The organism is Providencia sp. PROV197, from assembly GCF_028479625.1.
Classification (GTDB): domain Bacteria; phylum Pseudomonadota; class Gammaproteobacteria; order Enterobacterales; family Enterobacteriaceae; genus Providencia; species Providencia vermicola.
Genome location: NZ_JAMPNZ010000021.1, coordinates 112,827 through 136,116 on the forward strand (window position 1 = coordinate 112,827; position 23,290 = coordinate 136,116).

A 23,290-nucleotide genomic window follows, 5' to 3' on the forward strand; every position below is an offset into this window, starting at 1 on the left:
TTATCCACTCTTTTGAGTTAAGCGAATGACCAAAAATGAATAAGCAAAATCGCCGCAAATCTTTTACTCGCTCTGCTATTTTTGTTGCCATCATTGTGGCCGCTGGAGCGACTTGGTATTTTTACAATCAAGAAAAAACCGCAGATACGCCTAACTCAAGCGCGGTTGCCAAACCCAATTCACAACGCAGTGCAATGGGCCGCCCTCCTCGCGTTTTAGCACCAGTACAATTTGCTGTCGCTGAACAAAAAGTGGTTCCACGGTTTTTATCGGGCTTAGGAACGGTCCAAGCCGCTAATGTGGTGACAGTAACCAGCCGCGTTGAAGGGCAATTGATGAAGCTCTATTTTACTGAAGGGCAATACGTCAATGCAGGGGATTTGCTCGCACAAATCGACCCTCGCCCATTTGAGGTACAATTAGCCCAAGCTGAAGGCCAGCTCGCAAAAGACAAGGCAACACTCGCCAATGCTCAACTGGATTTAGCCCGTTACCAAAAATTAGCGGGTACAAAAGTCATTTCACAACAAGAACTGGATAACCAACGTGCATTAGTATTACAAGCTCAAGGCAGTATTAAAGTCGATCAAGCCGCTGTCGACAGTGCTAAGTTGCAATTAACTTACAGCAAAATCACAGCCCCTATTTCTGGACGTGTAGGTTTAAAACAAGTCGATGTGGGTAATTTTGTCTCGTCGGGAACATCAACACCGATTGTTGTGATCACCCAAACGCAGCCCGCAGATGTATTGTTTGCCTTACCTGAAGGTGATATCCCCGCAATCCAGCAAGCTCAAGCGAACAGTAAAAATGTCCTGATTGAAGCTTGGGATCGTAATAACATTGCCCTGATTGCTCGTGGCGAACTGCTCAGTACCGATAACCAAATTGATGCGGCAACAGGCACATTGAAAATTAAAGCACGCTTCACCAATGAGGAACAAAAATTGTTCCCGAACCAATTTGTGAATGTGAAAATGCAAGTCGAAACCCTACAAGATGCTGTAGTTATCCCCACCGCAGCCTTACAAATGGGTAATGAAGGCCATTATGTCTGGGTTCTCAGTGAGGATAACAAAGTGAGCAAGCATACCGTCACTGTAGGGATGCAAGATAGCCAACAGGTAGTGATTGAAAGTGGTTTAGCCGCCAACACAAAAGTGATTACAGATGGTGTAGATAAGCTCACCGATGGTACAACAGTTGAAGTCGTTACCCCTGAAAGCTTAGCGAAAAAAGACAAAGAACCCCGTAAAGGTCAACCGACTCGTGCGGAGAAAGCATAATGCGGCCTGAAATGTTAAAAGGTGGCGGCCCATCTCGCCTATTTATCTTGCGCCCAGTTGCAACAACCTTATTCATGGTGGCTATATTACTGGCAGGGATTATTGGCTATCGCTTCTTACCCGTTTCCGCTTTACCTGAGGTCGATTACCCCACCATTCAGGTCGTGACGCTGTATCCTGGCGCAAGTCCTGATGTCATGACCTCCGCAGTTACAGCCCCTCTGGAAACCCAATTCGGGCAGATGTCAGGCTTAAAGCAGATGTCATCCCAGAGCTCAGGTGGCGCGTCTGTGATCACTTTGATGTTCCAGCTTTCATTGCCGTTAGAGGTTGCTGAACAAGAAGTACAAGCCGCGATTAATTCCGCCAGCAGTCTACTGCCATCGGATTTACCTTACCCCCCCATCTATAACAAAGTGAATCCTGCAGACCCGCCTGTTTTAACGTTAGCGGTGACATCCGATGCCATGCCGTTGACACAAGTACAAGATATTATTGAAACGCGGATCGCACAAAAAATCTCCCAAGTTAATGGTGTGGGTTTAGTGACACTCGCTGGCGGTCAACGCCCTGCTGTGCGGGTGAATCTTAACCCTCAAGCGATGGCAGCCAAAGGGCTGGACAGCGAAACTATTCGTGTCGCGATTAATAATGCCAACGTCAATTCTGCTAAAGGGAGTTTTGACGGCCCAACTCGCGCGGTGACCCTTTCCGCCAATGACCAAATGAAATCCCTCGATGATTACCGTAAGTTAATTGTTGCATTCCAAAATGGTGCACCTGTTCGCCTTGGCGACATTGCAACCGTCAAAGAAGGTGCTGAAAATGCATATCTCGGGGCATGGGCAAACAACGAACAAGCGATCGTGATTAACGTTCAGCGCCAACCTGGTGCGAACGTAATTGAAACCACGGATACTATTCGTACATTATTACCTGAACTTATTGAGAGCCTCCCTAAATCCGTTAATGTCGATATTTTAACGGACAGAACCAGCACCATCCGCGCTTCAGTCAATGATGTGCAATTTGAGTTGATGTTAGCCATCGCGCTGGTTGTCATGGTCATTTATCTCTTTTTACGCAACGGGATTGCCACGTTAATTCCAGGTATCGCAGTGCCACTTTCCCTGGTTGGCACCTTTGCGGTGATGTATTTTTGCGGATTCTCCGTGAATAACCTAACATTAATGGCGCTAACCATCGCTACAGGCTTTGTCGTGGACGATGCCATTGTCGTGATCGAAAATATCTCCCGCTATTTAGAACAAGGGGATAAACCGCTGGTTGCGGCATTAAAAGGCGCGGGGGAAATTGGTTTTACCATCATATCCCTAACCTTCTCTCTTGTTGCTGTGTTAATTCCGCTGTTATTTATGGGGGATATTGTTGGCCGCTTATTCCGTGAATTTGCCATTACCCTTGCTGTTGCCATTTTGATTTCAGCGGTGGTATCCCTCACACTCACCCCAATGATGTGTGCGCGGTTATTAAAACCAGAATCGCAGCATAAACATAACCGTTTTGAGTTAGCATGTGAGCGATTCTTTGACCGCATGGTGGCAGGTTATGCCATTTGGCTGAAGCGAATTTTAAACCACCAGTGGCTCACGCTGTCCGTTGCGCTTGGTACTATGGTACTCACCGTCTTGTTATATATGTGGATCCCAAAAGGCTTCTTCCCATTACAAGACAGCGGCATTATTCAAGGCTCCATTGAAAGTCGGCAATCCATTTCGTTTTCTGCGATGGCACAAAAGCAGCAAGAAGTCGCGAACAAGCTCCTCGCCGACCCTGCCGTTGATAACGTCACCACCTACGTCGGCGTCGATGGCACAAACGCAACACTGAATAATGCGCGCCTTCAGATTACCTTAAAACCCCTTGATGAGCGTGAAGATCGCGTCGTTGCTATTATTGCTCGTCTGCAACAATCCGTAGATAACATTGCGGGAGTGAATTTATACCTACAACCAATGCAAGATTTAACCATTGATACGCAAGTGGCTCGTACTCAATATCAATTCACCTTGCAAGCAAGTACCCTTGATGAGTTATCGACTTGGGTGCCTAAGTTGATGAGTGAGTTAGAGCAGCAACCTGAGTTAACGGATGTGAGTAGTGATTGGCAAAATAAAGGGTTAGTCGCTTATGTGAATGTTAACCGCGATACAGCAAGCCGTTTTGGCATTACCATGTCATCCATCGATAACGCGCTGTACAATGCCTTTGGTCAGCGCATGATTTCAACCATTTATACCCAATCGAATCAATATCGCGTCATTTTAGAGCATGATACGCAAACCCGCGATGGTATGGATGCCCTGAACGATATTCGCTTAAAAGGTACCGATGGCGCTATAGTGCCACTCAGTACCTTAGTGAACATTCAAGAAGGCTATGGCCCATTGGCGATTAATCACCTTGATCAATTCCCTGCCGTGACCTTCTCATTTAATGTGGCCGATGGCGCATCCTTAGAATCCGCAGTCAATGCGGTTAAGCACGCGGAATCACAAATTTCGATGCCAAAATCCATTACTACGCAATTCCAAGGCGCGACGTTAGCCTTTGAAGCTGCATTAAGCAGCACCATTTGGCTAATCGCAGCCGCGATTGTGGCGATGTACATCGTGCTAGGTATTTTATATGAGAGCTTTATTCACCCCATTACCATTCTTTCGACCTTACCCACGGCGGGCGTGGGTGCACTGCTCGCCTTAATGATGGCAGGAAAAGACCTCGATGTTATCGCGGTAATAGGGATTATCTTATTGATTGGTATCGTGAAAAAGAACGCCATCATGATGATTGACTTTGCTCTAGCCGCAGAGCGAGAACAAGGCATGTCACCGTATGATGCCATCTATCAAGCTTGTTTATTACGTTTTCGCCCAATATTGATGACAACAATGGCTGCATTGCTAGGTGCATTGCCGTTAATGCTCAGTACGGGTGTAGGTGCCGAGTTGCGCCAACCGCTGGGGATTTGTATGGTAGGGGGCTTGATTATGAGCCAGATATTAACGTTATTCACGACCCCTGTGATTTATTTGTTATTTGACCGTTTGTCACATTACCTAAAAGCACGCCGTCAAATAAATAAGGCGCAGGTATCGTAATGAAACGCTTTTTCGCCCTGTTTATTAGCCGCCCCGTTGCCACCACACTGATTAGTGTAGCGATCACCTTGTGCGGTGCATTAAGTTTTCTCTTTTTACCTGTCGCGCCGCTTCCCCAAGTGGACTACCCTGTGATTAACGTGACAGCGTCACTTCCTGGCGCATCTCCTGAAACCATGGCATCTTCCGTTGCAACGCCTTTAGAGCGTTCATTAGGCAGCATAGCAGGGATTAGTGAGATGACTTCAAGCAGCGCACTGGGTCGCACCACAATCACCCTCGAATTTAATCTTGATAAAGATATCAATAACGCGGCGCGGGAAGTCCAAGCCGCCATTAATGCCGCCCAAACCCTGCTGCCTAGCGGTATGCCCAGTCGCCCACGCTACTACAAATCGAATCCATCCGATGCGCCAATCATGATTTTAACCATGACATCGCAAACCTTAGGAACAGGGGAAATTTATGATATCGCCTCGACACGCCTTGCCCAACGTATTGCACAAATTGAAGGCGTTAGTGAGGTTTCTGTAGGCGGTGGTTCACTTCCCGCAGTGCGTGTGGAATTAAACCCAACAGCGTTATTCAACCAAGGCGTATCCCTTGATGCCGTGCGCTCAGCCATCAGTAGCGCTAACGTGCGCCAACCCCAAGGCTACATTAACGATGACAAAAAACGGTATCAGGTACAAACCAACGATGAGTTAAAAAAAGCGGCAGATTACCGGCCAATTATTGTGCACTATAAGGCAGGCAATGCAGTTAAGCTCAGTGACGTTGCCAATGTCAAAGATTCTATTGAGAATGTCCGTGCAGCTGGAATGGCAGATGGCAAGCCCGCCATCTTGATTGTGATCCGCCGTGAGGCGGGTGCCAATATTATTGAAACCGTCAATCGCATACGGGCTGAAATCCCTGAATTTAGGGACATGATCCCTGCCGCCATTGACCTCAAAGTCGCACAAGATAGAACGCCGACCATTCGCGCTTCCCTTGCAGAAGTGGAACGTGCCCTGTTAATCGCCGTCGCATTGGTTATTTTGGTGGTACTGCTATTCCTACGTTCTGGACGTGCTACCTTAATTCCCGCTATTGCCGTACCTGTTTCGCTAATTGGTACTTTTACTGCCATGTATTTATGTGGCTTTAGTCTTAACAACTTATCATTGATGGCATTGACCGTTGCTACGGGCTTTGTGGTCGATGATGCCATTGTGGTTTTGGAGAATATTTCCCGTCATATTGAAAATGGCATGAAGCCCTTTATGGCTGCAGTCAAAGGGGTGCATGAAGTCGGCTTTACTGTCGTCTCCATGAGTATATCCTTGGTTGCAGTGTTTATCCCTCTCCTCTTGATGGATGGGCTGGTTGGTCGGCTTTTTCGTGAGTTTGCCATTACCCTTGCAACCGCAATTGGGATTTCATTAATTGTTTCCCTCACTCTGACCCCCATGATGTGCGCATATTTGCTTAAAAAACGGGGAAAAAATAGTAAAGCCAAACACCGTGGCTTTGGTCGTATCTTACTGTGGGTTCAAGAACGCTATGGTATTGCACTAAACTGGGTGTTAAACCACCGCCGTAGCGTATTAGCGATTTTGTTTGCCACTATTGGGCTTAATGTTTATTTATATATTACTGTTCCTAAAGCATTTTTTCCTGAACAAGATACAGGCCGTGTATTGGGCTTTGTCCGTGCCGACCAAAGTATCTCGTTCCAATCAATGAAAGAAAAAATGACCCGCTTTATGGAACAGGTTAAAGAAGACCCCGCTATCGATAATGTAACGGGGTTTACGGGCGGCAGCCGCGTTAACAGTGGTTTTATGTATATCTCCCTGAAACCACTTGGGGAGCGCACTGAAAATTCAGCGACCGTTATTAACCGTTTACGCACCAAGCTTGCCAACGAGCCAGGGGCAAACTTGTTTATGATGCCAGTACAAGATATCCGTGTTGGCGGTCGCCAGGCAAATGCCAGCTACCAATTTACCTTGCTTGCTGATGAGCTTAATGCGCTAAGAGATTGGGAGCCCGCCATCCGTAAAGCATTAGGTGAGCTTCCACAATTAACGGATGTGAACTCTGATAAAGAAGACAAAGGCGCAGAAATGGCCATCACCTATGACAGAGACCTAATGGCACAATTAGGAATAGATGTACGTGAAGCCAACAGTTTACTGAATAACGCCTTTGGTCAGCGTCAAGTTTCGACGATTTATGAAGCCATGAACCAATATAAAGTGGTGATGGAAGTCGCGCCTGAATATACCCAAGATGTGAGCGCCCTTGATAACATGTTTGTAATTAACAAAACAGGGCAAGCAATCCCCCTTTCCTATTTTGCTCGCTGGCAACCTGCCAACGCGCCACTTAGTGTGAATCACCAAGGGTTATCAGCCGCGTCCACGATCGGTTTTAACGTGGCGGATGGCTATACGCTAAATGATGCAATGGTGGAAATTGAAAAAACAATGACAGCTCTTGGAGTGCCTTCTACTGTACGGGGGACTTTTGCAGGCACCGCGCAGGTTTTCCAAGAAACCTTGAAATCACAGCTATTTTTAATTTTAGCAGCTATCGTCACAGTCTATTTAGTGCTCGGTATTTTGTATGAAAGCTACATTCACCCACTGACAATTTTGTCCACCCTACCGTCTGCAGGGGTCGGTGCATTATTAGCCTTAGAATTATTTGATACGCCATTTAGTTTAATCGCCTTAATTGGCATTATGTTGCTCATTGGCATCGTGAAGAAAAACGCCATCATCATGGTGGACTTTGCTATTCAAGCACAACGAACTGCGGGTTTAACGGCTCGAGAAGCCATTTTTCGCGCCAGTTTATTGCGCTTTCGCCCCATTTTGATGACCACACTAGCAGCGATTTTCGGTGCTTTACCCTTAGTTTTAGGCAGTGGTGATGGTGCAGAATTACGCCAACCGCTGGGGATCACCATCGTTGGCGGTTTAATCATGAGCCAGCTGCTCACACTATTCACCACGCCAGTGGTCTATTTAAGCTTTGATAGCTTGAGGCAACGTTGGGCAAGCAAAAAGGCAGCGTCACGCCTTAAAACGGAGAAACACCATGAAGCTTAGGTTTAACAGTGTGAGTACCCGCTTGTTTCTGGCTATCTTCGCCACCTGCTTGCTGCTTGTGGTGATCATGCACCAAGGCGTACGCATGAGTTTTCAACACGGCTTTGTTGATTATATTAAAGAAAATGATCAACAGCGGGTGGAACAAGTCTCTGCCGCCCTTGCGGAGCAATATCAAGAAATGGGCAATTGGCGCTTTTTATTAGGTGATGAGCGGACTTTTTTCCGCATTTTGCGCACTGTTGAGCACCAACAACATCGAGGCCCGATGCGCCAGCGATGGAGAACAATATTTTGGGTTTATGACACGCAAGATAGACTAATTTTTGGTAAGGACACCCCGCTGCCAAGCAAAGTAATCCGTGAGCCAATTATCACCGATGATGGCAACACCGTTGGTTGGCTTGTTGCCAGCTATGAAGATGGTATTAGCAGCGCGCTTGACCGTCGCTTTGACAGCAAACAACTGTATACTAGTTGGGTGATCGCAGGGCTTTCCCTATTTGTGGCACTGATAGCCACTATTTTTCTGGCTCGGAGTTTTTTAAAACCCATCAAACGGTTACTCGAAGGCACGAATCAGTTAGCACGTGGTGACTTTACCACCCGTGTACCTGAAGAAGGCCGCGACGAACTTGGTCAATTAGCGAAAGATTTCAACCACCTCGCCTCTACCCTTGAAAAAAATGAGCAAATGCGCCGTGATTATATGGCAGATATTTCTCACGAGTTACGCACGCCGTTATCCGTTTTACGCGGTGAATTAGAGGCGGTACAAGATGGCGTGCGCCAAGCAACACCCGAAACAATTAATTCCCTACTCAATGAAACTCACACGCTAATCAAATTAGTAAATGATTTACATCAACTATCGCTTTCTGACCGTGGTTCACTGATCTATCGCAAACACCCCATTGATATTATTCCCTTATTGGATATGGTCATCGGGCAATCTCGCTGGCGTATTGAAGACCAACAATTAACCGTTTCACGCCACTTTAGCGAACAAGCCATTGTATTTGCTGACCCAGACCGTATTAACCAATTATTCTATAATTTGATGGAAAATAGCCTTCGCTATACTGATTCAGGTGGGAAAATTGCCATTGATGTCACAGAGCAACACCATCAGCTGTCTATTGTTTGGCAAGATAGCGCCCCAGGTCTGAGCGCGCTGCAGTGCCAACATATTTTTGAGCGATTTTACCGTGCTGAAGGCTCCCGTAACCGCGCCAGTGGCGGCTCTGGTTTAGGGTTAGCCATTTGCTATAATATTGTTGAAGCGCATAATGGTTCTATCACCGCAGAGCCTTCATCCCTCGGCGGTGTCAAAATTACCATCACTTTACCGCTACAATTTCAGGAAAAAGGGATTTAACCATGGCAGAAAATCACAATGCACATGTTTTGATTGTGGAAGATGAGCCCAAGTTAGGCCAACTTTTGTTTGATTACTTGCAAGCAGCAAATTACCTCCCTACCTTATTAAGCCGTGGTGATGAGGTCATTCCTTATGTGCAAAATAACCACACTGACCTGATTTTATTAGATTTAATGCTGCCTGGCTTAGATGGATTATCGGTTTGCCGTGAATTACGCAAATTCAGTGATGTTCCCATTGTGATGGTGACGGCAAAAACGGAGGAAATCGACCGCTTATTAGGGCTAGAAATTGGTGCTGATGACTATATTTGTAAGCCGTTTAGCCCGCGGGAAGTGGTTGCTCGTGTTAAAACCATTTTGCGCCGTTGCCAAGTTGCCAATGAGCCATCTCAATCCCATCATTCAACGCAATTGATTATTGACGAAAATGCGTTCCAAGTGCGCTATGGCACAAAATTACTTGAGCTCACCCCTGCTGAGTTTCGGTTGCTTAAATTTCTTTCCGATAATGCAGGCACCGTGTTCTCCCGTGATCAACTCCTCGACATTCTCTACGATGACCATCGTGTCGTCACAGACCGCACAATCGACAGCCACGTAAAAAATTTACGCCGAAAACTAGAATCATTAGATAACGAAAAAACCTTTATTCGTTCAATTTATGGACTAGGTTATCGTTGGGATGATGTTTAAAGGCTAAATAGACGTACTTTTATTAAGGGATATTTGGTTTTTGGCGCAATTAGCGTTAAAATCACCGCCCTTAATACGCCATTTCCACGGAAATGGTGCTGACTTGATATCAGATAGAGACAAACCATGTTTACACCAGAACTTTTATCCCCTGCTGGTTCATTAAAAAATATGCGCTATGCATTCGCTTATGGTGCCGATGCCGTTTATGCAGGGCAACCCCGTTATAGCCTACGCGTTCGTAACAATGAGTTTAACCACGAAAACCTCGCTAAAGGCATTCAAGAAGCCCATGAGCTGGGCAAGAAATTTTATGTGGTGGTCAATATTGCACCACACAATGCCAAGTTAAAAACCTTTATTCGTGACTTAACACCTGTTATCGAAATGGGCCCTGATGCGCTAATTATGTCTGACCCAGGTCTGATTATGATGGTGCGTGAAGCCTTCCCTGACATGGATATTCACTTATCTGTTCAAGCAAATGCGGTTAACTGGGCATCGGTAAAATTCTGGAAACAAATGGGATTGACTCGTGTGATTTTGTCCCGTGAATTGTCTTTGGAAGAAATTGCAGAAATCCGCCAGCACGTGCCTGACATGGAATTGGAAGTGTTCGTCCACGGAGCACTCTGTATGGCGTATTCAGGCCGTTGCCTGCTATCAGGTTATATTAATAAACGTGACCCGAACCAAGGTACCTGCACTAATGCATGCCGTTGGGAATATAAAGTGGAAGAAGGTAAAGAAGATGATGTGGGCAATATTGTTCATGTTCATGAGCCCATTCCCGTGCAAAACATCGCCCCAACATTAGGGGCTGGCGCGCCAACGGATAAAGTGTTTATGATTGAGGAAGCCAAACGCCCGGGCGAATATATGACCGCGTTTGAAGATGAACACGGCACGTACATCATGAACTCTAAAGACCTTCGTGCGATTGAACATGTTGAAAACCTAACTAAAATGGGTGTTCATTCACTGAAAATCGAAGGCCGCACTAAATCTTTCTATTATTGTGCTCGTACTGCGCAGGTCTATCGCCGTGCGATTGACGACGCTGTCGCAGGTAAACCATTCGACCCAACGTTGCTATCCACCTTAGAAGGGTTAGCTCACCGTGGTTATACCGAAGGTTTTTTACGTCGTCATACTCATGATGCATACCAAACTTACGAATACGGCTATTCTGTGTCAGATACTCAGCAGTTTGTGGGTGAATTTACGGGTAAGCGTGTCAATGGCCTTGCGGAAGTGGATGTAAAAAATAAATTTAGCGTGGGCGATAGCTTAGAAATGATGACACCTGCAGGTAACATTGTGTTTATGCTCGATGCATTAACGAACCGTAAAGGTGAAGCCATTGATGTCGCACCAGGTAACGGCCATGTAGTATACCTGCCTATTCCTGAAGACGTTGATGTCAATTTTGGTTTGTTGATCCGTAACCTTGCAGGAACAACAACCCGCGACCCGCACCAAACTCAGTCAGAAAACCCCATTGCAAGCTAACGCTTAACGATAATTTTCGATAAAAATATATGATGACCTAGCCAAGAATTCATAATTTAGTTATTTGAATTTTTGGCTTTTTTATCGGTAATCGATAAACCAATTTCACTTTAAGTGCCATTTCGTATTTGAGAATCATTCTCGTTATTGACATTTTCTTTGAACAGTGCACTTAATATCCAATTTTATGCAACAGATCACATCAATTGGTTATTCAATATCGTATAGTCACTATCGAAAACGAAGAACTAGAAAGTCATAAAATAAGACTAGGAACCACCTCCTTGGCTGGCTCAATCTCCCTTGAGCTAGCCATTTCTTTTATCTAAACCTTTTCTCTTCCTGACCCACTCTTCTGTAAAAAAGATAAAACATTTCCTTTCTTAAATGAAATCCCCTTATACTCATTTTAGATAATAAACCCTATGGATGAGTATTTATGATTAAATATCAGTCAGCTATGATTATCCTCAACGGCAAGCAATCAAATAACCCTGATCTGCGTAAAGCCATCGCCCATTTGCGCCAAGAAAATTATTTAATAACAGTGCGGATTCCATGGGAAATACAAGACACTCATGATTTTATTGCCGATGCCATAGCGAATAATATTGCCACTGTCATTGCTGCTGGCGGAGATGGCACAATCAATGCAGTTGCAAGTACACTCATGCAATTTCCTGCTGAAAAGCGCCCTACTTTAGGTATTCTCCCTATGGGCACCGCAAATGATTTTGCAACGAGTGCAAATATTCCCTTAGATATTGAATCTGCACTCTCCCTCGCAGTGAAAGGCAAAGCCGTTTCCATTGATATTGCTCAGGTTAATGAAAAATACTTTTTTATTAATATGGCAACGGGGGGTTTTGGCACACGGATCACCACAGAAACGCCAGAAGCACTTAAATCTGCACTTGGTGGTGCGGCTTATGTGATAAATGGCCTTTTACGCCCAGATACCCTAAAAACAGATATCTGCCGTATTGAATCAGACAATTTTACTTGGGAAGGTGAAACACTGGTTATCGCAATTGGCAATGGGAAACAGGCGGGTGGAGGCCAACAACTTACCCCTCATGCACTTATCAATGATGGCAAACTTGATTTACTGATAGTCCCTTCAAGAGACGTACTACCCGCTTTATTAAGCAATTTATTTTCAACGGATAAAAATGAGCATTTAATTGAAAAGAGCTTAACCTGGGTAAAAATTTCTTCCCCTCACACGATGGTGTTAAACCTAGATGGAGAACCGTTATCAGGGGATTCCTTTACCTTTCATGTTCAAACAAATGCCATACAATGCAGACTACCACCACAATGCCACTTGTTAGCCTAAACGGTCTAATATCAGGAAACCTGACTCGAGTTTCCTGATATTCGTTTTGTTACCACCATGCATGGAAATGATGAACAGGCCCGATCCCTTGCCCCACTTCCAAGCTATCAGCTTGTTCTAGCGCAGCTTGCAGATAGGCTTTTGCCTCACTCACCGTCGACTGCCAATCAAGATGACGTGGGCGCAATGCCGCTAATGCCGCAGACAACGTACAGCCCGTACCGTGTGTATTTTTTGTGTTAATACGTACAGAAGTAAAGCGCCACTCCCCTTGTGGGGTAATTAGCCAGTCAGGGCTTTGCGCATCTGTCAGGTGCCCCCCCTTCATCAGAACAGCTTGGCAGCCTTTTTCAAGGAGCTTATAGCCTTGTGCCAACATTTCACCTTCTGTTTGCGCCACTTTTTCATCTAATAATACCGCCGCTTCAGGTAAATTTGGGGTAATTAATGAGACTAATGGTAATAATTGCTGGCGCAGAGCATCAACCGCCTCTGGCAACAGTAAGGGATCACCACTTTTTGCAACCATCACGGTATCTAACACCACAAACGGAATAGGATATTGTTTCAATGCGTTCGAGACAATCTCCACATTGGCTTGATTAAATAACATGCCAATTTTAGCAGTATCGATGCGCACATCACTGAGAACGGAATCAAGCTGCGCAGCAACAAATTGTGCAGGTAAATCCTGAACAGATTGTACGCCACGCGTATTTTGCGCCACTAATGCTGTCATCACGCTGGTTCCATAAGCCCCAAGTGCCGAGAACGTTTTTAAATCCGCTTGGACACCTGCACCACCTGATGGGTCTGTTCCAGCAATGGTTAACGCATTAATACGCATGAGTGACTCCCCTTTCTAATTAGAAAATACGTCAATATCATCGATGTAAGATATGGTTTATAACAAACAATAAAACCGCGTTAATTGTCTCATAACATTTAACAAATGCCAGCGGTTACTGACTGAAATTTAATGAGTTAGTGAATTAAAACCGTATTTTTATATCAGAAGGGTCAGCTTGTCTTATAAATAAACATTCGGTAAATGAATATTTTCAACACCGCGCGCGCGCAACTGAGCCGCAAACGCCTCCACTTCAGTTTGCGTGGCAGCGAGCCAATTTGCCGCTTCATTTTTAACACCGTGCTGCTGAAATGCGTTAATTTTTATTCGTGTTGCTGATGGCAATGTGTTGATGAATTCCGCCAACACATCGATGTGTTCTTGATAGTCCGTTTGCTGCGGAATATACAATAAGCGCAGTTCGTATAATTTTCCTGCATTTGCTAATAATTGAATTGTTTCAAAAACGCGCTGATTATCTTTCCCTGTTAATCGTAATGCACATTCATCGCTCCAGGCCTTTAAATCCACCATCACTCCATCGGTGTAGTCTATCACCCGTGCCCACCCCGCTTTTGCAAGATGACCATTGGTATCAATAAAACAGGTTAAATGATTTAGTAATGGTGATGCTTTAATGGCTTTAAACAAATCAATAATAAAGGGAAGCTGGGTTGTCGCTTCCCCACCACTGATCGTAACGCCATTTAAAAACATCACATTTTTATTCAAGCTGCTGATGGCCTCGCTCACGCTCAATGGTATTGTCATTGGGCTTGAGTTTTTTGTACAGGTTTGCAGGCACGTATCACAAAGCTGGCATGCCACATTGTCCCAAATGACTTTACCATCCACCATGGATAGACCACCATGGGGACAGGTAGCGACACAATCCCCACAGTCATCACACAACGCCATGGTGTATGGGTTATGGCAATTTAGGCAACGCAAATTGCAACCTTGCAAGAAAATAACTTGCCGATTACCAGGCCCATCAACACACGAGAAGGGAATGATTTTATTCAGTGTAGCGCATCGATTGCTCATGGCTAATCACTCGCTGTTGCCTTGCCGTAATTTTGCAATTTTTTGTCGCTTCCTCCCCTAACCATGTGGTATTACTTCTCGACCCTTCTGTTTTGAATTTTTCAATATCGGACAAACGTACCATATACCCCGTAACGCGCACTAAATCATTGCTAGCCACATTTGCCGTAAACTCACGCATTCCACAGCTAAATGCCCCTTTACACAACTGCAAGAGCGCTTGCGGATTTTGCTTGATAGTTTCATCGATCGTTAAGATGTCGCTGATCCCAGATAGGTAGTGTTTATGATGCGGCGCGACGGCTTGAATGTGTGAAACGGGGTCTGGTTCTTCCCCATAAGGCAACCGCGCTCCTGGCGTGGTGCCAATATCTGAACTGATCCCAGATTGAGCATGCAGCATCGCCCGCTGTTTATAACCATATTTAACGGGGGTCGACTCAACATAATCAGCAAGTTGTTCACTGATTTGATAAGATAACGGCAACGCGGGTGAATTTGGCTCATATTGGCCTTTTCGCCCATCTTTTTCCATTAACAGATTGACGGCTTCTGCTAAACCAAAAATACCAAACATCGGCGCAAAACGCCGTGGCTCAATCAATCCTTCGTGCACAAGGAAGCTAGTTTGGAAGAAGTTAGACTCTTCAAATAAAAACGCACTGCGCGTTTCGATGAGCTCCATTTGTAAATCGCAATATTTTTTCAGTTGATTTTGTAAGAAATCATCGGAGTTTTGGCTGCGTAAAGCCACTTCACGCAGGTTGATTCGCACCAATGTGCTCCCCCCACCCGCAACAGGCAAAGAGTTATAGCAACTGACAATACCATAACCTTGCTCATCGAATGCTGCACTATGCACAAGGTCATTGGCAATATGCGGCTTACTGCATTCACAAATGTTCTCAATGGCTTGTAAAAAAAGCGATTCAGGGGTTCTTTGCGGGTGATAAACAAACGTTAAATTTGGCGCAACCTGCTTTAATTCCGCATCAATACGCAGAATAAGCCGACAAATAATGTTGTCATCAGGCCCAATATTCGCGTGCATAAATGCATCAGGTAACGTGCGATCCAACATTACCCAAAAGCGTTTTAATTTCGGATAAAGTTGCTCTTCCGTCAACTCCCCCACATAAGGCATTAAAATTTTATCAAGGTACCCAAGAAAAACGGGGAATCCAGTGACAGAAGGCACATGGTTATAAATAATCATCAAATGATTAAGTGCATCGTCAAAGTCTTCTGCTGGGGCTAACTCTAAGTAGCTGGAGCCCTGTTTAAGAAACTTCACATAATCAGGTAAAACATAACGAGGCTTATAAGGCGCATTCCCTTCATACATGTCGCAAATAACACGCTCATTTAACGCTTCAGTTAAGGGCTTGCTCATTGAAAGATAGGGGATATTGCTTTCCGCCTCAATGGCTAAAAAGTTAGCTTTTTGTCTGGGTGATAATAACTTATCCGTGGCGATGGCCAAACATTTGGCTTGGTAATCGGTTAAAGGTTCTTGGCGCTTCATCATAGGAGTTCCTTATATGTCTAGGTGCAGTAGCACACCTTGGGCAGTCAATATGCCGCCTATAGACGCATTTCATCCCATTGAGCGCTTTCTTGGTTTGACGCCCGTCATACTTTTTTGAATTGTTTGCACGTTTTTTCTCATAAATGTCTACGGCGTCAACATTATTAATAACAACACCGTAAAAGCCTAAAATATTTTGAAATTACAATCTATTAGTAACAAGCAATATGTGTAGTAATCGTCATTTCTTATCGAGCCATGATGTAATTGAAGTCTAGAAACTGACCTCCCCCTCAAAATATCGCTCAAGCCCTCCGTGAACACTTTTTAGGAAAGCTATACACTGAAATAATGTGAATTTAGGCTAATATATACCCCATGAATAATTTTACTTGTATAACCTTGTTAGGATAGCCTCACTTAATTATTTTTTCTTAACAATTGAATAAATACTGTCATCTTTTGTGTATCTTAATTAAAATAATTCAGCTAATAATTATTATAAAAATGCTAATCTAACAATCATTAGCGAGCTAATTATCATTTATATCAGCGATAAAGAACTGGATCTTCAATGAGAGTTTATAAAAAAAGACAATGGGTCATCGGTGCCTCAATATTAATGGGTGCTTCCGTCTGCATGTCAACACCTGCATTGGCACAAAACCAATCAACCAATCTTTGGGATACTTTCAAAGGGAATGTCAGTTCCACTTGGGATTCCGATAAGTATGAACTGTATGTTCCTGCGGTCACATGGCACAACCGTGCAATGTATGACAAGAAGAAAACAGATGAATACAACGAACGTCCTTGGGGAATTGGTTTTGGTAAATACCGTTATGATGAAGATAATGACTGGCACGCTATTTATGCAATGGCCTTTAAAGATTCACATAACGACTGGGAACCAATTGGTGGCTATGCCTATCAAAAAATGTGGATCCCTGGCGATCTTGATGGTTTTCGAATGGGAGCAGGTTTCACGCTAAGTGTCACAGCACGCAAGGACATGTATTACATTCCAATCCCTGCACCGCTTCCTTTAGTTTCGGTGGAATATGACAGGCTTTCACTTCAAGCAACGTATATTCCAGGAACCTACAATAACGGAAACGTGCTATTTGCCTGGTTGCGTTGGCAGTGGTAAAAACCCTGTGATACAAAAAAGGCCAGAGATTTTATCTACTGGCCTTTTTTTAACGTTTAATTCTAGCTTTGTTGGCGTTTCGCGACATCTTGCTTCTTCGCACCAGAGAATTGATAGCCAATCCACAGCACACCAATCCATACCGGGATCATCAGAACAGAAACGCGTAACCCGTCCATCGTTAAAATAATCCCTAGAATTAACAATAAGAAAGCTAAGCACAGGTAGTTACCAAATGGATACCAGATACTCTTAAACTTAGTTGCTACACCTTGTTTATTCATTGCCGCTCTGAATTTCAAGTTCGAAACGCAAATCATAATCCAGTTCAATACTAATGTGGTGACGACTAAAGACATTAATAATTCGAATGCCTTTCCTTCCATCACAAAACTAATCAGTATCCCACCTGACGTTGCAATACCTGAAACCAGCAATGCCATAATAGGAACCCCACCTTTATTCACTTTAGATAAGAATTTTGGGGCATTATTTTGTTGAGCCAAACCAAATAGCATGCGGCTTGTCGCGTAAGCACCACTGTTATACACAGAAAGCGCCGCAACCAAGATGACAAAGTTTAAGGTGTTCGCAACCAGCAAGTCACCTAATTCATGGAAAATTAAGACAAATGGACTCGTTTTCCCATCAAGGTCAACCCATGGGTAAAGCGCTAACAGCACTGCAAGTGAACCGATATAGAAAATCAGGATGCGGTAAACAACTTGGTTGATGGCTTTTGGAATGCTTTTTTCAGGGTCTTCCGCTTCTGCCGCCGTGATCCCCACCAGCTCTAAACCACCAAACGAAAACATGATAATGGCAAGTGCCATCAGGAGACCATGAAAATCTTTCGCAAAGAAGCCGCCATATTCCCACAAGTTACTCACTTTAGCTTGTGGCCCACCGTGACCGCTTAGCAGGAGATAACAACCAAAGATTATCATCGCAACAACAGCGACAACTTTGATTAATGCAAACCAGAATTCAGTTTCACCATAAGAACGAACATTAATCAAGTTTACCGCATTAACGGCGATAAAAAATATCACTGCTGATACCCAAATTGGTAGCTCAGGCCACCAATGTTGCATGTATTTCCCTGCCGCAGTTAACTCCGTCATGCCGACAAGAATAAACATAAACCAGTAGTTCCAGCCAGATAAAAAACCCGCAAAACCACCCCAATATTTAAAGGCAAAATGGCTAAAAGAACCTGCAACGGGTTCTTGAACAATCATCTCGCCCAGTTGACGCATAATAAGAAAGGCAATAACGCCACACAATGCATAACCTAAAAGAACAGATGGCCCTGCCATTTGTATGGTTGTTGCAATCCCAAGGAATAAGCCTGTACCAACGGCGCCCCCCAATGCAATCAACTGGATATGCCTATTTTTCAATCCCCGCTTTAGCATTTGCTGCTCTTGCGCCATAACTTTACCCTTTTGTCCTATTACTTGCTTTTTATCGTCCAAAATTATAATAATCGGACAAGTTTATTTGAATTTTCTTATTAAAACCACATTCTTATGATGCTGTTTTTGCATTTAAAATACTTAAAGGTATTTTTGATTTATTGCCTACCTTTATTCATCCATTACGCAACGATACTGAATAATTATTATCGCGCTTCAATATCAAGTATTGTGCATTAAAAAGCAAATTCAAAATGGTAACAAGTCGGTTACACGACAAATTCCAACAATAAAGTTATCTCCACCTTGATCGCACACGTTATCCATAGCAAGTAAGTAAAGAAACAAGCAAACTAACAAAACACTCACGGTGATAACAATGATACGGCTGAACACTGGGCATTCCTTCAGAATAACAAAGATGATTTTTATCTTTCAAATGATTACAATGCTTATGCACTATCATTTTATGACTGTGCATTTTGGCTGCATTGCGGGTAAATTTTCGAATAGCGAATAGTACGCCAATTCATTACTTGAAATTTGAGGAAAATAAGCAATTGGCACATCTTTACAATAATTATGCTTATTTTAAGCGCTATCCTTTGTTAACTTATTCTGTTTGTGCTTTTTTTATTCAAAAATTGCTGAATATCGCACAACCAGCCTTTGTCATGGGGAAATGAAGTTGTGTATACTTCTACTACCGTAAAACAAGAAATTATTTGAGATGCCACAAGATAACCACTTAGCACTTGTCTATGCGTTGAGTAAATGGATAGAAGAACATTTGGGTCGAGTCATACATCTAGAAGAGCTCGCAGCCTACTCTGGCTACTCACTTTGGCATATGCAAAAAATATTCAAAGAAGTCACCGGAATTTCCTTAGGAAAATACATTCGCCAGCGCCGTTTAGCAGGGGCTGTTAATTTATTACGTAATAGTAGCCAATCTATCTTTGATATCGCTCTCGATTTTGGTTTTGGTTCCCAATCTCACTTTACCTATATGTTCCGTAAAGAGTATGGCATTACACCCTTTGATTTTAGGCAAAATGACCAAATTCAACTCGATGTAAAACAACCACTGCACTTAACCCGAGAGTATGAGTGAACATGTGTTAATCACATTAATTCTTTGAATTTACTAATTAATGTTCTAACACATTGTCATTTCAACCAAGCATCCAGTTTAATACCTTGAACAGCCGCTGAAATTATGCACTGTTCAAGGACACTTTTGCGTATCCATAACTTAATTTATACCCACTTAGATAATTTACATTCCGAATAATTAGAGTAAGGTACTGTGGTAATGTATTAACTTCAGGAGGCAGTGGATGTCTATCAAACTGGTTGCTATTGATTTAGATGGCACATTACTCAATCCCCAACACCAAATCTCCCCAGCAGTTAAAGATGCCGTCATACAAGCCAGTCAAAAAGGGGTTTATGTTGTACTCGCATCAGGACGCCCTTTTTCAGGGATCGCCCCTTACCTTAAAGAGTTAGGCTTAAATACCGCTAATAATTATTGCATAAGTAATAATGGCAGTGTTATCCATCAAGCTAGCGATGGCAGCCATTTAGTGGAAGTACCGTTAGATTTTGATGATTTTCAGTATTTTGAAGAACTTGCCAGAAATGTAGGTATTCACATGCATGCACTTGCGGACAATACGATGTTCACTGCTAATCGTCATATTAGCCACTATACTGTGATGGATGCCTATCTCACTAATACCCCATTGGTTTATTGTCCTGTCAATGAAATGGACACGTCCCTTGCTTTCACGAAGTTTATGATGATTGACCATCCTGAAACCCTAGAAACGGGTATTAGTTACATTCCTGAAAATGTCTTCGACAATTATGCCTTAACGAGAACCAGCCCTTATTTTCTTGAAATATCTAATAAAGCAGCGAATAAAGGTGCTGCACTTCAGATTATTTGTGAAAAATTAGGCCTTACACCCGATAAAGTCATGAGTATTGGCGATCAAAATAATGATATTCAAATGCTGCAATATGCCAGCGTTTCTGTCGCGATGGAAAATGCGGCTGAGCCCATACGGAGAATGGCAAAATTTGTCACCACAACCAATGAAGAAGATGGTGTGGCGATCGCCATAAATAAATTTATTAATGTGTAATCTCTAAATCAAACAGAAAACAGCCCACCTTTTGAGCTGTTTTCTCTCTATTTAACCTGCTTTTGCCTGGTCGCAAGAAAACAAATAATTGAACCAATTGTTACCATTAATACCCCTTGCCAAAAACCGAGTGTTAATGCAGTACTCAATAAAATGGATGCAAAGGCTGTTGAAATAACGGGTGTGAAATATGAAAGTGTGCCCAAAAAGGCCACATTGCCTTTGATAACAGCGAAAGTCCACAATGCATTCGCCCCACCTGTCGCAATAGCAGCGATAAGGAGAAGCGTCAGGCTATTTGTCGTAAGATTAAATTCACTTGGTGTGCTAAATAAATAGAGAATCCACAGCCCTATTGCCGTCATTATAAAAAATAACACCATTCCATTGTGCCCACCTGAAATACGTTTCGTTACATTGCTATAAAATGACCAGAAGATCGCGCCAATAAAGGCTAGAAAATAACAGAGTGGGTTACTTTGAATATTGGCTAAAATAGACTCAGTGGAAAGTGGCTGATCGCCAGAAATAACCCAGACAAGCCCCATAAACGCAAGAATTAACCCTATAGCAAGTAATACGGTAAAACGCTGGCGATTAAAAAAAACAGCTAAAGCGATAGTAAAACTTGGCCATAGATAATTCACCATTCCTAGCTCAATCGCTTGCTGACGATTATTGGCTAAACCCAGTGCTAGCACAAAACATATTTCATAGCTAACAAACAGTAATGTCCCCCAAAATAAATAACGTTTAGGGTATTGTTTTATCTTTGGAAGGCCCATTGCTAAAACTAAAACAATCGAACCAATGGTATACACTAATGCCGCGCCACCGACAGGGCCGAAGTTTTCGCTAACACTACGGATCAGCCCAACCATGGTGCTCCACAATAGGATAGAAATAACCCCATACAGTGTCGCTGCGTATTGACCTAATTTCATGATTTTCTCTGCCAGTTACCCCAAACAATATGTTCGATAACAAAATGGTTATTCTTTTAAAAAACCTTATAGCTCAACACATTGGAATGCAAGCACTTTTCTTTACATAAAAAAAATTCCTAGGTATTACCCTAAGAATTTTATGATTTAATATCTTATTAATTAACGGGAGCTTTCTTTTTCAACCCATTTTTCAACCTGATCTTTTTCCCAAATCCCTTCTTCAAATTGTTTTTTTAATTCAGGATGTTGGTTGATATCAAATGTGGGAATTTTCCCCGCGGCTAATTGTTGGTTGTAATCTTTGGCTAGTTTAAATGCGATCCCCGATAATAAAAGAATTGCAATGAGGTTTGTCACAGCCATTAACCCCATAGATAAATCAGCTAACTTCCAGATAAATGGCATTTCAGCCAACGCACCAAACATCACCATACCAAGTGCCGCTATACGGAAAATAAATAGCCCCGCAGTATGGTTATTCTCCAAAAAGATCATATTACTTTCTGCGTAAGCATAATTTGCAATGATTGACGTAAAAGCAAAGAAAAATATCGCGATCGCAATAAATGTGCTCCCCCAACTTCCCACCGCTGATGACAATGCTAACTGTGTCAATTCAATGCCATTAATTTTATCAACCCCACTATCTAATACCCCAGACGATAAAATAATAATCGCTGTTGCGCTACAAATCACGATTGTATCCATAAAGACCCCAAGCATTTGAATATATCCTTGGGAAGCTGGATGAGGTGGGTAAGGAGAGGCTGATGCTGCTGCATTTGGTGCTGACCCCATTCCCGCTTCATTAGAAAATAAGCCCCGCTGAATGCCTTGAGTCATCGCTTGGGCGACACCATAACCCACTGCGCCTCCTGCAGCTTCTTGTAGCCCAAAGGCATTACGAATAATCATCATAAACACATCGGGTAAGCGTTCGATATGGTGTCCAACAACCCAGAAAGCTAAAAGCAGGTAAGCGAGCGCCATAATAGGTACAACAAGCTCTGCCACTTTTGCTATTGATTTTAATCCACCAAAAATAATCACACCACTCAGAATAACTAAGCTGATACCGACATAAAGTGGGTTGAAGTCAAAAGCAACTGCGGTCGCTTGAGCGATTGAATTAGCCTGAACGGCATTAAATACTAACCCAAATGCAATAATAAGAAAAACAGAAAAAAGGATACCCATCCAACGTTGATTCAGGCCCTTTTGCATATAATAAGAAGGCCCGCCACGATAGTTTCCTTGGTCATCTTTTGTTTTATACAGCTGTGCTAGTGTACATTCGACAAATGACGTTGCCATTCCAAGTAAAGCCACTACCCACATCCAAAATATCGCACCAGGCCCCCCTGCTGTTAATGCGATAGCGACACCCGTTAAATTTCCTGTTCCAACGCGCGCTGCTAGGCTGGTACATAATGCCTGGAATGAAGAAATCCCAGAACTATCAGATTGTTTACTATTTTTCAGAATACCAAACATATGACTAAAATGCCTAATTTGAATAAAACCTGAACGAATCGTGAAATACAACCCTGCACCGAGTAGCAAATAAATGAGTAGCGAACCCCAAATAATATTCGTTAATGAATTTATAAATTCTATCAAATTACTCTCCTTTTTTATTAAATAAGCTAACGTAACTCGTTAGCAATTAATTTTGCCCCATATCAGCTAAACATTTAAATATAACCACTAAAATAAAAACAAAAATATAATTAATGTAAAATCCAATCTGTCATGAAATTA

17 protein-coding genes are annotated in these 23,290 nt (G+C 43.1%); 10 read left to right on the forward strand and 7 right to left on the reverse strand.

Annotation, left to right across the window (positions count from 1 at the left end; translation table 11 throughout):
- Nucleotides 1-35: 35 nt before the first annotated feature.
- The 7 genes from PR808_RS12690 to yegS all read left to right on the forward strand — a co-directional run bounded on the left by PR808_RS12690 (nucleotide 36) and on the right by yegS (nucleotide 12,436).
- Nucleotides 36-1,286 (forward strand): MdtA/MuxA family multidrug efflux RND transporter periplasmic adaptor subunit, encoded by a 1,251-nt coding sequence (locus PR808_RS12690; RefSeq protein ID WP_206086504.1) that lies wholly within the window; start codon nucleotides 36-38, stop codon nucleotides 1,284-1,286.
- Nucleotides 1,286-4,408 carry an MdtB/MuxB family multidrug efflux RND transporter permease subunit gene (locus PR808_RS12695; RefSeq protein WP_206086502.1) on the forward strand — a complete coding sequence of 1,041 codons (3,123 nt, stop codon included), beginning with the start codon at nucleotides 1,286-1,288 and terminating at the stop codon, nucleotides 4,406-4,408. The genes PR808_RS12690 and PR808_RS12695 overlap by 1 nt, the downstream gene beginning before the upstream one ends.
- Nucleotides 4,408-7,509, forward strand: coding sequence for a multidrug efflux RND transporter permease subunit MdtC (gene mdtC / locus PR808_RS12700; RefSeq protein WP_272539426.1), 3,102 nt, complete (start codon nucleotides 4,408-4,410; stop codon nucleotides 7,507-7,509). The genes PR808_RS12695 and mdtC overlap by 1 nt, the downstream gene beginning before the upstream one ends.
- Nucleotides 7,499-8,887, forward strand: a complete 1,389-nt coding sequence (gene baeS, locus PR808_RS12705; protein WP_272539427.1) for a two-component system sensor histidine kinase BaeS — start codon at nucleotides 7,499-7,501, stop codon at nucleotides 8,885-8,887. Before mdtC ends, baeS begins: the two co-directional genes overlap by 11 nt.
- Before the next feature lie 2 nt (nucleotides 8,888-8,889).
- A complete protein-coding gene (gene baeR, locus PR808_RS12710) occupies nucleotides 8,890-9,585 on the forward strand; it encodes a two-component system response regulator BaeR (protein WP_272539428.1) in 696 nt (231 codons plus the stop codon).
- 126 nt (nucleotides 9,586-9,711) lie between these two features.
- Entirely contained in the window at nucleotides 9,712-11,097 is a 1,386-nt protein-coding gene (gene trhP / locus PR808_RS12715) for a prephenate-dependent tRNA uridine(34) hydroxylase TrhP (protein WP_206086495.1), read from the forward strand.
- 439 nt (nucleotides 11,098-11,536) lie between these two features.
- Nucleotides 11,537-12,436 (forward strand): lipid kinase YegS, encoded by a 900-nt coding sequence (gene yegS, locus PR808_RS12720; RefSeq protein ID WP_206086493.1) that lies wholly within the window; start codon nucleotides 11,537-11,539, stop codon nucleotides 12,434-12,436.
- A gap of 49 nt (nucleotides 12,437-12,485) precedes the next feature.
- Here the strand turns inward: yegS and thiD are convergent, their stop codons facing one another.
- The 3 genes from thiD to PR808_RS12735 form a co-directional block, all read right to left on the reverse strand.
- Nucleotides 12,486-13,283 (reverse strand): bifunctional hydroxymethylpyrimidine kinase/phosphomethylpyrimidine kinase, encoded by a 798-nt coding sequence (gene thiD / locus PR808_RS12725; RefSeq protein WP_272539429.1) that lies wholly within the window; start codon nucleotides 13,281-13,283, stop codon nucleotides 12,486-12,488.
- 183 nt (nucleotides 13,284-13,466) lie between these two features.
- On the reverse strand, nucleotides 13,467-14,333 hold the full coding sequence (locus PR808_RS12730) for a YjjW family glycine radical enzyme activase (protein WP_206086488.1): 867 nt from the start codon (nucleotides 14,331-14,333) through the stop codon (nucleotides 13,467-13,469).
- Nucleotides 14,305-15,861 carry a YjjI family glycine radical enzyme gene (locus tag PR808_RS12735; protein ID WP_206086487.1) on the reverse strand — a complete coding sequence of 519 codons (1,557 nt, stop codon included), beginning with the start codon at nucleotides 15,859-15,861 and terminating at the stop codon, nucleotides 14,305-14,307. The genes PR808_RS12730 and PR808_RS12735 overlap by 29 nt, the downstream gene beginning before the upstream one ends.
- A 574-nt stretch (nucleotides 15,862-16,435) precedes the next feature.
- On the opposite strand from PR808_RS12735, the gene pagP reads away from it, so the two are divergent.
- The gene (pagP, locus tag PR808_RS12740; protein ID WP_206086485.1) at nucleotides 16,436-17,011 is read left to right on the forward strand and encodes a lipid IV(A) palmitoyltransferase PagP; all 576 of its coding nucleotides are present in this window, start codon (nucleotides 16,436-16,438) and stop codon (nucleotides 17,009-17,011) included.
- A gap of 62 nt (nucleotides 17,012-17,073) precedes the next feature.
- Here the strand turns inward: pagP and PR808_RS12745 are convergent, their stop codons facing one another.
- On the reverse strand, nucleotides 17,074-18,447 hold the full coding sequence (locus PR808_RS12745) for an amino acid permease (RefSeq protein WP_272539430.1): 1,374 nt from the start codon (nucleotides 18,445-18,447) through the stop codon (nucleotides 17,074-17,076).
- Nucleotides 18,448-18,678: 231 nt separating this feature from the next.
- Nucleotides 18,679-18,813: a PhoP/PhoQ regulator MgrB gene (mgrB, locus tag PR808_RS12750; RefSeq protein WP_432652755.1), complete on the reverse strand. Its 135-nt coding sequence runs from the start codon at nucleotides 18,811-18,813 to the stop codon at nucleotides 18,679-18,681.
- Nucleotides 18,814-19,159: 346 nt separating this feature from the next.
- Between mgrB and PR808_RS12755 the strand changes: the two genes are divergently transcribed.
- Both PR808_RS12755 and yidA read left to right on the forward strand, forming a co-directional pair.
- A complete protein-coding gene (locus tag PR808_RS12755; protein ID WP_206086481.1) occupies nucleotides 19,160-19,543 on the forward strand; it encodes a helix-turn-helix domain-containing protein in 384 nt (127 codons plus the stop codon).
- Nucleotides 19,544-19,769: 226 nt separating this feature from the next.
- Nucleotides 19,770-20,582: a sugar-phosphatase gene (gene yidA / locus PR808_RS12760; RefSeq protein WP_206086479.1), complete on the forward strand. Its 813-nt coding sequence runs from the start codon at nucleotides 19,770-19,772 to the stop codon at nucleotides 20,580-20,582.
- Nucleotides 20,583-20,629: 47 nt separating this feature from the next.
- On the opposite strand, the gene yddG is transcribed toward yidA, so the two are convergent.
- The gene (yddG, locus tag PR808_RS12765) at nucleotides 20,630-21,526 is read right to left on the reverse strand and encodes an aromatic amino acid DMT transporter YddG (RefSeq protein WP_206086477.1); all 897 of its coding nucleotides are present in this window, start codon (nucleotides 21,524-21,526) and stop codon (nucleotides 20,630-20,632) included.
- A gap of 162 nt (nucleotides 21,527-21,688) precedes the next feature.
- Entirely contained in the window at nucleotides 21,689-23,149 is a 1,461-nt protein-coding gene (locus tag PR808_RS12770) for an alanine/glycine:cation symporter family protein (RefSeq protein WP_206086469.1), read from the reverse strand.
- Nucleotides 23,150-23,290: the final 141 nt, after the last annotated feature.

Bases quoted from the DNA above. Each gene is read 5' to 3' on its own strand.
- PR808_RS12690 (WP_206086504.1), top strand. From the start codon at position 36: ATGAATAAGCAAAATCGCCGCAAATCTTTTACTCGCTCTGCTATTTTT.
- PR808_RS12695 (WP_206086502.1), top strand. From the start codon at position 1,286: ATGCGGCCTGAAATGTTAAAAGGTGGCGGCCCATCTCGCCTATTTATC.
- mdtC (WP_272539426.1), top strand. From the start codon at position 4,408: ATGAAACGCTTTTTCGCCCTGTTTATTAGCCGCCCCGTTGCCACCACA.
- baeS (WP_272539427.1), top strand. From the start codon at position 7,499: ATGAAGCTTAGGTTTAACAGTGTGAGTACCCGCTTGTTTCTGGCTATC.
- baeR (WP_272539428.1), top strand. From the start codon at position 8,890: ATGGCAGAAAATCACAATGCACATGTTTTGATTGTGGAAGATGAGCCC.
- trhP (WP_206086495.1), top strand. From the start codon at position 9,712: ATGTTTACACCAGAACTTTTATCCCCTGCTGGTTCATTAAAAAATATG.
- yegS (WP_206086493.1), top strand. From the start codon at position 11,537: ATGATTAAATATCAGTCAGCTATGATTATCCTCAACGGCAAGCAATCA.
- thiD (WP_272539429.1), bottom strand. From the start codon at position 13,283: ATGCGTATTAATGCGTTAACCATTGCTGGAACAGACCCATCAGGTGGT.
- PR808_RS12730 (WP_206086488.1), bottom strand. From the start codon at position 14,333: ATGAGCAATCGATGCGCTACACTGAATAAAATCATTCCCTTCTCGTGT.
- PR808_RS12735 (WP_206086487.1), bottom strand. From the start codon at position 15,861: ATGATGAAGCGCCAAGAACCTTTAACCGATTACCAAGCCAAATGTTTG.
- pagP (WP_206086485.1), top strand. From the start codon at position 16,436: ATGAGAGTTTATAAAAAAAGACAATGGGTCATCGGTGCCTCAATATTA.
- PR808_RS12745 (WP_272539430.1), bottom strand. From the start codon at position 18,447: ATGGCGCAAGAGCAGCAAATGCTAAAGCGGGGATTGAAAAATAGGCAT.
- PR808_RS12755 (WP_206086481.1), top strand. From the start codon at position 19,160: ATGCCACAAGATAACCACTTAGCACTTGTCTATGCGTTGAGTAAATGG.
- yidA (WP_206086479.1), top strand. From the start codon at position 19,770: ATGTCTATCAAACTGGTTGCTATTGATTTAGATGGCACATTACTCAAT.
- yddG (WP_206086477.1), bottom strand. From the start codon at position 21,526: ATGAAATTAGGTCAATACGCAGCGACACTGTATGGGGTTATTTCTATC.